The sequence below is a fragment of the Luteimonas sp. MC1782 genome, assembly GCF_014164605.1.
GTDB lineage: Bacteria > Pseudomonadota > Gammaproteobacteria > Xanthomonadales > Xanthomonadaceae > Luteimonas.
On record NZ_JACJFT010000001.1, the window covers coordinates 147769 to 160470 of the forward strand.

The 12702-nt window shown below is 71.8% G+C and carries 8 protein-coding genes; 3 read left to right on the forward strand and 5 right to left on the reverse strand.

Going from position 1 to position 12702, the window contains the following annotated elements:
- Positions 1–11: 11 nt before the first annotated feature.
- The 3 genes from H5368_RS00760 to xseA all read right to left on the reverse strand — a co-directional run bounded on the left by H5368_RS00760 (position 12) and on the right by xseA (position 4685).
- On the reverse strand, positions 12–1706 hold the full coding sequence (locus H5368_RS00760; RefSeq protein WP_182820512.1) for a VWA domain-containing protein: 1695 nt from the start codon (positions 1704–1706) through the stop codon (positions 12–14).
- A gap of 63 nt (positions 1707–1769) precedes the next feature.
- The gene (locus H5368_RS00765; RefSeq protein WP_343203899.1) at positions 1770–3161 is read right to left on the reverse strand and encodes an aldehyde dehydrogenase family protein; all 1392 of its coding nucleotides are present in this window, start codon (positions 3159–3161) and stop codon (positions 1770–1772) included.
- A 180-nt stretch (positions 3162–3341) separates the two neighbouring features.
- Positions 3342–4685, reverse strand: a complete 1344-nt coding sequence (xseA, locus tag H5368_RS00770; RefSeq protein ID WP_182820514.1) for an exodeoxyribonuclease VII large subunit — start codon at positions 4683–4685, stop codon at positions 3342–3344.
- A 536-nt stretch (positions 4686–5221) separates the two neighbouring features.
- Between xseA and ispG the strand changes: the two genes are divergently transcribed.
- From ispG to H5368_RS00785, 3 genes are all read left to right on the forward strand, one after another.
- Positions 5222–6514 carry a flavodoxin-dependent (E)-4-hydroxy-3-methylbut-2-enyl-diphosphate synthase gene (gene ispG / locus H5368_RS00775; RefSeq protein ID WP_182820515.1) on the forward strand — a complete coding sequence of 431 codons (1293 nt, stop codon included), beginning with the start codon at positions 5222–5224 and terminating at the stop codon, positions 6512–6514.
- Positions 6489–7217, forward strand: a complete 729-nt coding sequence (locus H5368_RS00780) for a phosphatase PAP2 family protein (protein WP_182820516.1) — start codon at positions 6489–6491, stop codon at positions 7215–7217. The genes ispG and H5368_RS00780 overlap by 26 nt, the downstream gene beginning before the upstream one ends.
- A 146-nt stretch (positions 7218–7363) precedes the next feature.
- Positions 7364–10666 carry a S8 family serine peptidase gene (locus tag H5368_RS00785; RefSeq protein ID WP_182820517.1) on the forward strand — a complete coding sequence of 1101 codons (3303 nt, stop codon included), beginning with the start codon at positions 7364–7366 and terminating at the stop codon, positions 10664–10666.
- Positions 10667–10741: 75 nt separating this feature from the next.
- On the opposite strand, the gene H5368_RS00790 is transcribed toward H5368_RS00785, so the two are convergent.
- Complete coding sequence (locus tag H5368_RS00790) at positions 10742–11611, reverse strand: DMT family transporter (protein WP_182823629.1); 870 nt, start codon at positions 11609–11611, stop codon at positions 10742–10744.
- A gap of 41 nt (positions 11612–11652) precedes the next feature.
- A complete protein-coding gene (murB, locus tag H5368_RS00795) occupies positions 11653–12693 on the reverse strand; it encodes a UDP-N-acetylmuramate dehydrogenase (protein ID WP_343203900.1) in 1041 nt (346 codons plus the stop codon).
- Positions 12694–12702: the final 9 nt, after the last annotated feature.

Here is a 12702-nt window from a genome sequence, read left to right on the forward strand (position 1 = left end):
GGGGACACCGCTCAGTCGGCCGGTCGCGTGACGTCGCCACCGGTGGCGATGCGGCCGGCTTCGACCAGCTCCGCGAACTCGGCGCGCAGGCCCCAGCGGTCGTCGCCACGGCTGGCGCGCGCGCTGTGCGCGATCGCATCCCAGTCCCAGCCCTCGATGTTGCGCCCGCCGCGCAGCGCGTCGGCGAACGCCGCCACGGTGGCCGCGAAGCGCATCGTCGCGCTGGCTTGCGCGCGGATCGCGTCGCGGCGCACGGGCACTTCGATCAGCCGGCTGGCGTCCTCGCCCGGGCGCTTGTAGCGCAGGCGCAGGTGCGCGAGCTCGGCGCCGCCTGCGGGCTGCGCCTGCGTGGCGCCGTAGCGCAGCGCGGGCAGGCGTTCGGCGCCCGAGCCGACCAGGGCGACCTCGTACAGCGCGGTGACCTCGTGGCCCGCGCCGATGTCGCCTGCATCGACGCGGTCGTTGGCGAAGTCCTCGCGCTGCAGCCTGCGGTTCTCGTAGCCGACAAGGCGATACTCGGAAACCACCGCCGGGTTGAACTCGACCTGCACCTTGACGTCGCGCGCGATCGTCAGCAGCGTCGCCGACATCTCCTCCACCAGCACCTTGCGCGCCTCCAGCACGGTGTCGATGTATGCGTGGTTGCCGTCGCCGACATTGGCCAGGCGCTCGGCCATCGCATCGTTGTAGTTGCCCTGGCCGAAGCCGAGCGTGGTCAGCGCGATGCCCGACTTGCGCTGGTCGCCGACCAGGGTTTCGAGCGCCGCCCGGTCGACGGTGCCGACGTTGAAGTCGCCGTCGGTGGCCAGGATCACGCGGTTGGCGCCGCCGGCCACGAAGCCCTGGCGCGCCATGGCATAGGCGAGCGTGATGCCTTCGCCCCCGTTGGTGCTGCCGCCGGCCTGCAGCCGCTCCAGCGCGGCGATGATCTCGCCCTGGCGGTTGCCCGGCGTCGGCGGCAGCACCAGGCCGGCCGAACCGGCGTAGGCCACGATCGACACCCTGTCCTGCGCACGCAGCTGCGAGGCCAGCGCCGAGAACGCCTGCTTCAGCAGCGGCAGCTTGTCTTCGGAATGCATCGAGCCGGAGGTGTCGACCAGGAACACCAGGTTGGCCGGCGGCAGCTCCGCCTTCGGCACGTCATAGCCCTTGAGGCCGACCATCATCAGGTGGCGCCTGGGGTTCCACGGCGCCGGGGCGATCTCGACGGTCGCGCGGAACGGCACGTCGCGACTGGCGGGCGCCGGATGGCCATGGCGGAAGTAATTGATGAACTCTTCGGCGCGCACTGCGTCCGCGGGTGGGCGCGTGCCCTGGCGCAGCATGCGGCGCACGTTGCTGTAGCTGCCGGTGTCGACGTCCACCGAGAAGGTCGACACCGGCTGCTCGGACGCGCGCTGCACCGGGTTGTCGCTGCGCGCCGCGTACTGCTCGGTGTTGGCGGGCGGGGGCGCGAACATCGGAGGCGCAGGGGGCGGCGACGGCATGTACGTGCGCTGCGCCGCCGCCGTGGTGCGCACGGCGTGTTCGCGCGCCATCGCGTCGGCCGCCACGGCGCGCTGCTGCCCGATCTCCGTCGCCGTGGCCGGCGCGGGGGCATCGAAGATGACGGGCGGCGCCGAGGGCGCGGCCGCCTCGTGATTCGCCGTCTGGCAGGCTGCGAGCAGCAGGGTGGTGGCCAGTGCGGCCAGGGTGTGTCGGTTCATGGGTGGCTCCCGAGGTTGACCCCCAAGCCAACGGGCCGGCGGGCCGGACGGGGTTGCGGGCCCTCAAACCGGATCGCGGATCACCAGCAGGCGCGGCTCGGTCATGTCCTCGATCGCGCTGCGCACGCCCTCCCGTCCCAGGCCCGAACCGCGCACGCCGCCGTAGGGCATGTTGTCGACGCGGAAGCTGGGCACGTCGCCGACCACCACGCCGCCGACGTCGAGCGCATCCCAGGCGCGCATGGCGTGGGCAAGGCTGGCGGTGAACACGCCCGCCTGCAGGCCGAAGTCGCTGTCGTTGGCGCGCGCCAGCGCGTCCTCGAACGTATCGAAGGCTTGCATGCATGCCACCGGGCCGAAGGCTTCCTGGCGCATCAGTTCGGCGCCGGGCGGCACGTCTTCCAGCAGCGCCGCGGGCAGCATGTTGCCGACGCGGATGCCGCCGGCGAGCTGTTTCGCGCCCGCCCTGCGCGCGGACTGGATCCACGCGTCGACGCGCTTCGCGGCCGCCTCGTCGATCATCGGCCCGATCACCGTGCGCGCGTCGCGCGGATCGCCCATGCGCAAGGCCGCCACCGCGGCCTTGAGCTTGCGGCGCAGCGCCGGGTACACCGACGCATGCACATAGATGCGCTGCACGCTGATGCAGCTCTGGCCGGACTGGTAGTACGCGCCGAACACCAGCCGCTCCACGATGTGGTCGAGGCTGGCGCCAGGGTCTGCATCGACGATGCAGGCCGCGTTGCCACCGAGTTCCAGCGTCACCTTCTTGCGCCCGGCGCGCGCCTTGAGGTCCCAGCCGACCAGGCCGCCGGTGAAGCTGAGCAGGGCGATGCGGTCGTCCTCGACCAGCGCCGACGCCGCGTCGTTGTCGCAGGGCAGGACCGAGAACGCGCCCATCGGCAGGTCGGTTTCGGCCAGCACTTCGGCAATGATCAGCGCACCCACCGGGGTCTTCGCCGCCGGCTTGAGCACGAACGGGCAGCCGGCGGCGATCGCCGGCGCCACCTTGTGCGCGACCAGGTTGAGCGGGAAATTGAACGGCGTGATGAAGCTGCACGCGCCAACCGGGACACGCTTGACCATGCCGCGGTAGCCACGGCTGCGCTCGGACACCTGCAGTTCGAGGACCTCGCCGGTGATGCGCGTGGCTTCGCCGGCGGCGATGCGGAAGGTGTCGATGAGCCGGGTCACCTCGCCGCGCGCGTCGCGGATCGGCTTGCCGGCCTCGATGCACAGTGCATGGGCGAGTTCGTCGGCGCGCTCGCCGAAGCGCCTGACGCAGTGTTCGAGCACGTCACGGCGCGCGTCGGGCGGGAAGGCGGCCATCGCCCGGCGCGCCTTGTGCGCGGCCACGATCGCCTTGCGCACGGTGGCGGCATCGGCCAGCGCCACGCGCGTGGCGCGCTTGCCGGTGTACTTGTCGAAGACGTCGAGGTCGGTGTTGGCCGCCACCGCGCGGTTGGCGAGGTAGTAGGGGTAGCTCGCTGCAAGCCCGTCGCGCTGCCTGCCGGTCGCGGCCGCGCCGCCCTTGCCGGTTTTCGCCACCGTCGTTCTCCTCTGATCGCCCGTGCGCACGCACTGCACGCGATTATGCGCAACAGCGGTGATCACGGGGTCAGGCCGGAGCGGCCCTTACGTGTCCTTGCGCGACTCCACGCGCAAGCGCAGGGCACCGTCGGCAAGGCGTGCGTCGAGCACATCGCCGACGGCGGCATCGCCCGTGGTGCGCACCACGCGGCCGTCGGCGTGCTGCAGGATCGCGTAGCCGCGCGCAACGGTGGCCAGCGGGCTCACCGCCTGCAGCGAGCGCGCGAGGCCGTGCAGGCGCAGGGCGTCGTCGCGCAGCCGACGGGCGACCGCCGCCTGCGGCCGCGGTGCCAGGCTCGCAAGGCGTTCGCGCAGCGCAGCAAGGCGCCGCGCGGGGTGCGTTGCGCGCAGCACGGCATCGGCGTGGCGCAGGCCGGAACGCCATTCGGCGTCGCGCACGCGCCACGCGGCCTGCAGCCGGCGCAGCGCGTCCTGCTGGCGTTGCCCCAGCGCCTGCAGGCGCGCCTGCGGGCGCACGGCGTGCAGGCGCAGCGCGGCGCGGTCGGTGCGCTGCATGGCGTTGCGCAGCTGCTGCAGGTGCAGGGCGCCCAGTCGCTGGTGCAGGCCGCGCAAGCGGGTGCCGACGTCGACGCGGTCGGGCACCAGCAGTTCGGCGGCCACAGATGGCGTCGGTGCGCGCAGGTCGGCGGCGAAGTCGGCCAGGCTGAAGTCGGTCTCATGGCCGACGGCGGACACCACCGGGACCGGCGAGGCGGCGATCGCGCGTGCCAGGGCTTCGTCGTTGAACGCCCAGAGGTCTTCCAGCGAGCCGCCACCGCGCGCCAGCACGAGGACGTCATAGCGGCCGCTCGCCCCCGCGCGCTCGAGCATCGCGCGGATCTGAGCCGCGGCAGCCTCGCCCTGCACGGGAACCGGCAGGACATCCACTTCAACCAGGGGAAAGCGCCGGGCAAGCACGCTGAGGACGTCGCGCACGGCGGCGCCCGAGGGGGAGGTGATCACGGCCAGGCGCCGGGGGTAGGCGGGCAGCGGGCGCTTGCGGGCGTCGTCGAACAGGCCTTCGGCCTGCAGGCGTGCCTTCAGTTCTTCGAAGGCGCGGCGCAGGGCGCCTTCGCCGGCCTCCTCGAGCGAGTCGAGGATCAGCTGGTAGTCGCCACGCGCTTCGTAGAGCGTGAGCCGGCCGCGGGCGATCACCTTCAGGCCGTCACGGGGCTGGAACTTCAGCCATTGGCTCTTGGGGCGGAACAGGGCGCAGCGCACCTGGGCGCGGGCGTCCTTGAGGGTGAAATACAGGTGTCCGGAGGCGGGGCGGGAGACGTTGGCGAGTTCGCCTTCGACCAGCACGACCGGAAAGGCGTCCTCGAGCAGGCTGCGGGCGAGGGTGTTGAGCTGGCTCGGGGTAAGGATGTTTTCGGACGCGGCAGGCATGTGGGCAGGATACCGTGCGCGGGCGGCGGGCCTGGGCACTGTGGGCGGGCTGGCCTTCCGCGGTTTGTGGGAAGAACAGCACCGTTGGCTGACTGGCTGGCTGGCTGGCGGGTTGGTGGGTACTCCGTGGGCTGACCCCCTTTCGGACTGGCGGGTGTTTCCTCGGGGCTTTGGTCGCAGCGGGGGTCTTTAGGCCCACTACGCACCCACCAACCCGCCATGGCGCGCTTCTGGCGGCCGCAGGGAGAGCAAGAGCCGCGCTGCCCCGACGACGCGGTCCTGCAGCCACCGGGATGAGGCGGCCAGCGCGACGCTTTCCCCCAAGCCGCAGCGCCGGTGGCAGCGGAGGGTGTACGGGTACGCAGCCGGCCTCAAGGGCCCGCGCTGCGGGACCGCCGCGCAGTACCCGCCCATCTCCCGACCTGCCATGACCCATGCAGCGGGGACCAGCCGGCGGAGTACCCGTACATCCTCCGCCAAGACCAACCAAGTGAAGGCCCCGGAACAATCACGGCGGCAGGGACTAAAATGCCGCAATGAACGCCATTCCCAGCATCCGTCACGCCGGCAGCGCCGGCAGCCTTGAAGAGTGGGCATTCGGCCCGGCGCCGCGGCGCGCCACGCGGCAGGTGCGGGTGGGCAGCGTGCTGGTCGGTGGCGACGCGCCGGTGGTGGTGCAGTCGATGACCAATACCGATACCGCCGATGTCGCGTCCACCACGAAGCAGGTGGCCGAGCTGTGGCGGGCGGGATCGGAGCTGGTTCGGGTCACCGTGAACAATGCCGAGTCGGCGGCGGCGGTGCCGCGGATCGTCGAGAAGCTGGCGATGATGGGCATCGAGGTGCCGATCGTCGGCGACTTCCACTACAACGGGCACCAGCTGCTGGCCGCGGAGCCGGCATGCGCGGAGGCGCTGGCGAAGTACCGCATCAACCCGGGCAACGTCGGCTTCGGCCGCAAGCGCGATACGCAGTTCGCGCAACTCATCGAGTTTGCGACGCGTTACGGCAAGCCGGTGCGCATCGGGGTCAACTGGGGGTCGCTGGACCAGTCGCTGGCCGCCGCGCTGATGGATGAGAACGCGCTGCGCGCCGCGCCCTGGGATGCCGGGCGTGTGCTGCGCGAGGCGCTGATCCGCTCGGCGCTGGATTCGGCGACGCGCGCGGTTGAGCTGGGCCTGGGCCCCGACAGGATCGTGCTGAGCTGCAAGGTGAGCGGCGTGCAGGAGCTGATCGCGGTGTACCGCGACCTGGCGGTGCGCAGCGATTTCGCGTTGCACCTCGGGCTTACCGAGGCCGGCATCGGCAGCAAGGGCATCGTGGCGTCGAGCGCCGCACTCGCGGTGCTGATGCAGGAAGGCATCGGCGACACCATCCGCATCTCGCTCACGCCCGAACCGGGTGCGCCGCGCACGCAGGAGGTGGTGGTGGCGCAGGAACTGCTGCAGACCATGGGCCTGCGCGCGTTCACGCCGATGGTCACCGCCTGCCCGGGCTGCGGCCGCACCACGTCGGAGTTCTTCCAGGAACTGGCCCAGGTGGTGCAGGAACACGTGCGCGCGAAGATGCCGGAGTGGAAGATCAGCCATCCGGGCGCCGAGCACATGACGCTGGCGGTGATGGGCTGCGTGGTCAACGGGCCGGGCGAGTCGCGGCATGCCGACATCGGCATCTCGCTGCCTGGCACGGGCGAGGCGCCCTCGGCGCCGGTGTTCATCGACGGCGAGAAGGCGCTGACCTTGCGCGGCGGCAACATCGCCGGCGAATTCGTCGACCTGATCGACAGCTACGTCGACCGACGCTATGGCCGCGCCGCGCACGCCGACTGAGGCGCTCGCCAACCTGTTGTCGGATGCCCGCTTCGGTGCCGGCTTCCTGCAGCGCCATGGCTGGCGGCTGGTGCTGGTGTTCGTGGGCCTGCTGCTGCCGTTGTGGGGCTTCGCGGAACTCGCCGACGAAGTGCTGGAGGGCGAGCCCTTCGCCTTTGACGAGCCGATCCTGCTGTTCGCGCGCGAGGCGGCGGCGGGAGGGCTGGACCAGCTGTTCCTGCTTGCTTCGAAGCTGGGCTACGAGTGGGGCGTGGTGCCGGTGGACATCCTGCTCGTGCTCGGCCTGGCGCTGGCGCGGCGGCATCGCGAAGGGCTGTTCGCAGGGGTCGCGCTGCTGGGCTCCGCGCTGCTCAACATGGCCGCCAAGCTGGCTTTCGCGCGCGAGCGCCCGACGTTGTGGGAGGCGATCGCGCCCGAGCACACGTTCAGTTTCCCGAGCGGCCATGCCATGGGTTCGATGACGCTGGCGATGGTACTGGTGCTGCTGTGCTGGCACACGCGCTGGCGCTGGCCGGTGCTGGTGGCGATGCTCGGCTTCGTGCTGCTGGTCGGGCTGTCGCGCGTCTACCTGGGCGTGCATTACCCGTCGGACATCCTCGCGGGCTGGACAGCCGCGCTCGCCTGGACGGCCGCGACCTGGCTGCTTGTCAAGTACGGGGCCGGGCGCGTCGGCAGGAAGGGCTTGCCCCCGCCACTGGAGTGAAGGATGCTCGGCGTCGGTGGACCGTGGCGACATGCACGGCCAGCCGCTGCCGGGGGGCACCACATGGGCCGGGTCGCATCAACACCGGCTGCGTGGACGAGTGTCGAAACACACACGTATCCAGACCACGTTCCAGGGGAGATGACATGACCACGAAGCCAGCAGTGGTGGCGGCAGTCGCCGTCGCCATCGTGGTGTCGGCCGCCGCCGCCGCCGCCATCGGAGTGAAATCCAGGCTCGCGACACCCGCGACCACGCAGGCCACGTCCCTCGGGGCCGGGCCCGTCGCGGGCACCGCGGCGCGCGCGCCAAAGGAAGCCGCGGAACCGCACATCGTGCTGTTCAACGAGCCCGCCCTGGCCAGCTACCGCGGCGATGTGCGCGGAATCGCGGCCCCGGCGCGCAGCGCGGGCGGACGCCTCGACGCCGCCAGCCGCCAGGCCGGTGCCTACGTAGACTACCTGCGCAGCCGCCAGGCCGCGCGCGAGTCCGACATCAGCCGCGCGCTCGGCCGCAGCCTGCAGGTCGGGCATCGCATGCAGCACGCGGTGAACGGCATCGTGGTCACGCTGACGGCTTCGGAGGCGGCGAAGGTGGGCCGCATGCCGGACGTCAGGCTGGTCGAGGGCTATCGCGAGTACGCGCTCGACACCGACACCGGTCCGGGCCATATCGGCGCACCGGCCGTGTGGTCCGGCAGCGCCGCCGGCGGCGCGTTCCAGGGCGAAGGCATGGTGGCCGCGATCCTGGATTCGGGCATCAACTTCGGCAGCCAGTCCTTCGCGGCGGTCGACCCGGTGGACGGCCATGTGCACGTCAACCCGCTCGGCAGCGGCAACTACCTCGGCACCTGCGCACCCGGCGGCGTCGACGCGGGCCGCTGCAACGACAAGCTGATCGGCGGCTACGACTTCGTGTGCGCGGCGCCGGGCAATGCCTGCAGCAATCCGGGTTTCCGCGAGGAGCCTGGCTTCGGCGACACCAACTCGCACGGCAGCCACGTCGCGTCGACGGTCGCCGGCAATCGCCGCGTGGTCGCGATCAGCGGCGCGCAGGCGTCGATCTCGGGTGTCGCGCCGCGTGCCGGCATCGTGGCCTTCGACATCTGCTACACCAACATCTCCACCGGACAGGGCCTGTGCCCGAACGTGTCGGCGGTGGCGGCGATCGACCAGATCGTGATCGACGGCGTCGCCGACGTCATCAACTACTCCATCGGCGGTGGTGCGCAGCCCTGGGGCGAGGCGGTCTCGCTGGCCTTCCTCAACGTGGTGGAAGCGGGCGTGTTCGTGGCGGCCTCGGCCGGCAACAGCGGTCCGGCAGCCGGCACGCTTGGCCACGTGGAGCCATGGGTGTCCTCGACCGCGGCGGCGCGCCACGGGCGCGAGGGCTTCTCGTTCCTGATGCAGGTCACCGGGCCGGGCACCGTGCCCGAGCCGCTGACGGCCATCGAGCTCTCCACCGGCGCCAACGGCGTGGGCCACACCGTGGCGTACCCGGCCAGCACGCCGCTGCGCGTGAGCCCCACCGTCGATGCGGTCGACGACGGCTGCGCGGGTTACCCGGCCGGCACCTTCAACGGTGCGATCGCCGTGGTCCGCCGTGGCGGCTGCAGCTTCACCATCAAGACCAATGCCGCGTCCGCCGCGGGGGCGGTGGCGGTGGTGATCGCCAACAACCTGCCGGAAGTGCTGGTGCCTTCGGTGCCCGACACCACCGTGCCGGCGTTCGGCGTGCCGCAGGCGGTGGGCAACGCGCTGCGTGACTTCAACGCGGCCAACCCGGCGGCCACCGCCACCATCGGCTTTCCGGCGGCGCCGCTGCCCAACACCGCCGATGCGCTGGCCGCTTTCAGCTCGCGCGGCCCGGCAGGCACCTTCAGCCTGATCAAGCCCGACGTCACTGCACCCGGCTACGGCATCCTGGCCGCCGTGTCGGGGACCACGATCAGCGGTTCGGAGAACGCCGTGGGCCTGATGAACGGCACGTCGATGGCGTCTCCGCACCAGGCGGGTGCCGCGGCCCTGGTCCGCCAGGCGCGTCCCGGCTGGAGTGTCTCCGAGGTGAAGTCGGCCCTGGCGATGACCGCCACCACGACGGTCTTCCTCGAAAACGAGGTCACGCCCGCCAACCCGTTCGCGCGGGGTTCGGGCCGGATCCGCGTGGACCAGGCGGTGCGCGCCGGCCTGGTGCTCGATGAGACCGCGTTGAACTACGCCGCGGCCAACCCGGCCACGGGTGGCGATCCCGCCACGCTCAACCTGCCAAGCCTGGCCGACCGCAACTGCGCCGGGGGATGCACGTTCACCCGCACCTTCCGCAACGTCGACGGCCGTACCCAGATCTGGGCGGCAAGCCTGGCTGGCCTGCGTGGGCGCGTGCAGCCAAGCCTCGCGCGCGTGCCGGCCAATGGCAGCGTGACGTTCGTGGTGACCATCGACAGCGGCAACCTGCCGAACAACGGCAGCTGGAGCTTCGGCAACCTGCGCCTGGCGCCCAGTGGCGTGAAGGGTGGCAAGGCGGATCCGGTGCTGAACCTGCCGATCGGCGTGGCGGTGCAGCCGCCGGTACTGGTGCTGCCGGGCGTGGTGCAGGCCAGTGTTGCGGCGGGCGGCCAGGGCTCGGTGACGGTGCCGATGACCAACGCCGGCGGCTCGGCGCTGGCCTGGTCGGCCGACAACACCGGCAATGCGATCAGCAGGCTGGTCGAGACCTGGCGCGGCACGGCCACCAGCGGCTTCCGCGCCAGCCAGTACAGCGACCCGGCATCGGCGGGTGGCTTGCTGGCCCAGTTCTCCAGTGATGACTTCACGGTCGACGCGAGCACGCGCATCACCAGGATCACCGCCGAGGGATTCGTCGTCAGCGGCGTGGCGCTCCCCACGGCGTCGCCGAACCTGCGCTGGAGCATCTACCCGGACGCCGGCGGCATGCCGGCGGGCAACCCGCAGACCAACCCGGGCGCCGCGGTGTGGACGCACTCCAGATCAGCGCTTGCCACGGGCGTGCTGGTCGAGGGTGGACGCATCGGCCTGGACCTGGTGGCGGCCGGCCAGTCCGTCACGCTGGCCCCCGGACGCTACTGGGTGGTGATCAACACCGCCGGCACGTTCGCCAACCGCTGGGCCTGGTACGGCAGCAGCGCCGGGCAAGGTGGCTTTGCCAGCCTCAACGTGGCCGGCGATGGCAGCGGTGCGTGGACCGCCAACGTGGCGTTCCCCTCGCTCGACCTGCAGGTCGACGGCGAGGTGGCGTGTGGCGCCAGTTGGCTGGGCGCGGTCACCCCGGCCTCGGGTTCGCTGGCCGCGGGCGGCTCGCAGTCGCTGGTCGCCACGCTGCTGGGCAACGGCCTGGCGGCGGGCAGCTACTCGGGCTTCGCCTGCGTCGCAAGCAACGACCCGGCGGTGGCGAAGAAGGCGACACGCGTGGCGCTTACCGTCACGCAGTGACCCCGCTCCACGCAGCGTCTTGATGGCAAGGGGCCCGGGAAACCGGGCCCTTTGCTGTTGCGCCAGTCCGCACCGTCACTCGCCTGGCTTGGCCGCCCCGGCCGGGCCGCTGGTCGCGGCGCGTCGCGCCAGCTGCACCTCGCGGTGCGCGATGTAGATGTTGGCGCCCAGGATGATGCCGGCGCCCATCAGGGTCCACTGCGTGGGCGCCTCGCCGAACAGCAGCCAGGCCGCCAGCGCCACCAGCGGCAATTGCATGAAGCTGATCGGCTGCAGCGCCGACACCTCGCCGATCTTCAGTGCCCTGGTCCACAGCAGCTGGCCACCGGTGCCGAATGCACCGAGCAGCAGCAGCCACAGCCAGGTGATGCCCTGCGGCCACTGCCATGCGAACAGCGCCGGCAGCAGCGACATCGGCACCCAGAACACGTAGGTGTAGAAGACGATGGTGTCGGCGGCGTCCACCCGCGACAGCTGCTTGATCTGGATCGCCACCAGCGCCGAAAGCAGGGCGCCGCCCAGCGCCACCAGGCTGCCGGCGCTGAAGGCCTCGCTGCCCGGGCGCACGATCACCAGCACGCCGACCAGGCCGATCACCACCGCCGACCAGCGCCGCATGCGCACGGTTTCGCCGAGGATGAACACCGCGGCCACGGTGGCGAGCAGCGGCGTGGCATACGACAGCGCCACCGCCTGCGCCATCGGCAGGTTGCCCAGCGCCCAGAAGCCGCACAGCATCGACGCCACGCCGATCGCGCAGCGCACCAGGTAGCGGGGCAGCTGCGCGGTGCGCGGCAGGCGCCAGCCGCCGCGGAACAGGAACGGCAGCAGGAACAGCAGGCCGAACAGGTTGCGGAAGAACGCGATCTGGGCGGTCGAGAGGTCCGCCGAGGCGATGCGGATCATGACCGCCATGGCGGCGAAGAACGTGGTGCTGCCGAGCATCAGCAGGGCGGCGCGTGACTGCGGGTTGGCGGGCGCGTTGCTCACCACGCGGCGCCGACGATGCGGGGCTCCGGCTCGAGCGCGACGCCGAAGCGCGCCTGCACCGAGGCGGCGATCCGCTGCGCCAGCGCGAGCAGCTGGCCACCGCTGGCAGCGCCATGGTTGACCAGCACCAGGGCGTGGCCGGGTGCCACGCCGGCGTCGCCGTCGCGATGGCCTTTCCAGCCGGCGGCGTCGATCAGCCATGCGGCCGACAGCTTGCGCATGTCGGTGGCGCCGGCCGCGAAACACGGCAGCGCCCGGTGCGCGGCGAGGAGCGCGTCGGCCTGCGTCGCCGGCACGATCGGGTTCTTGAAAAAGCTGCCGGCATTGCCGAGCACGGCGGGATCCGGGAGCTTGCGCCGGCGAATGCGGCACACCGCCTGCGACACGTCGGCCGGGGTGGGCAACGCGATGCCCATGGCTGCAAGCTCTTCGCCGATGCCGGCATAGCCGAGTTCCAGCCGCGGTGTGCGCGACAGCGCGAATTCCACCGCGGTGACGATCCAGCGCGCGCGTTCGCGCTTGAAGCGGCTGTCGCGGTAGGCGAAACCGCAGTCGGCGGGATCGAGCCGCACCAGGCGGCCCGCGTCGCGGTCCCAGGCCTCGACTGCGTGCACGCGGCGATCGATCTCGACGCCGTAGGCGCCGATGTTCTGGATCGGCGCGGCGCCCACCGTGCCCGGGATCAGGGACAGGTTCTCCAGCCCCGACAGCCCGAGGGCGAGCGTGTCGCGCACGAACTCGTGCCAACCGCGACCGGCGCCGGCGCGCACGATGACCGTGTCCGTGTCCGTGTCCGCGTCCCCGTCGATCACGGCGATCGCGCTGTCGCACATGGCCAGGGCAACGCCATCGAGGTTCGCCGCGAACAGCAGGTTGCTGCCGCCACCGAGCACCAGCAGTTCGCCGTCGGCGATCCGCGGGTCGGCGAGTACAAGGGGCAGGGCGGCGGCGTCGTCCACCTCGACCAGCCACGCGGCGCGCGCGGGCACGCGGAACGTGGTGCGATCGGCCAGGTCGGCGTCGCGTGTCCAGCGCACGGCGTGCGG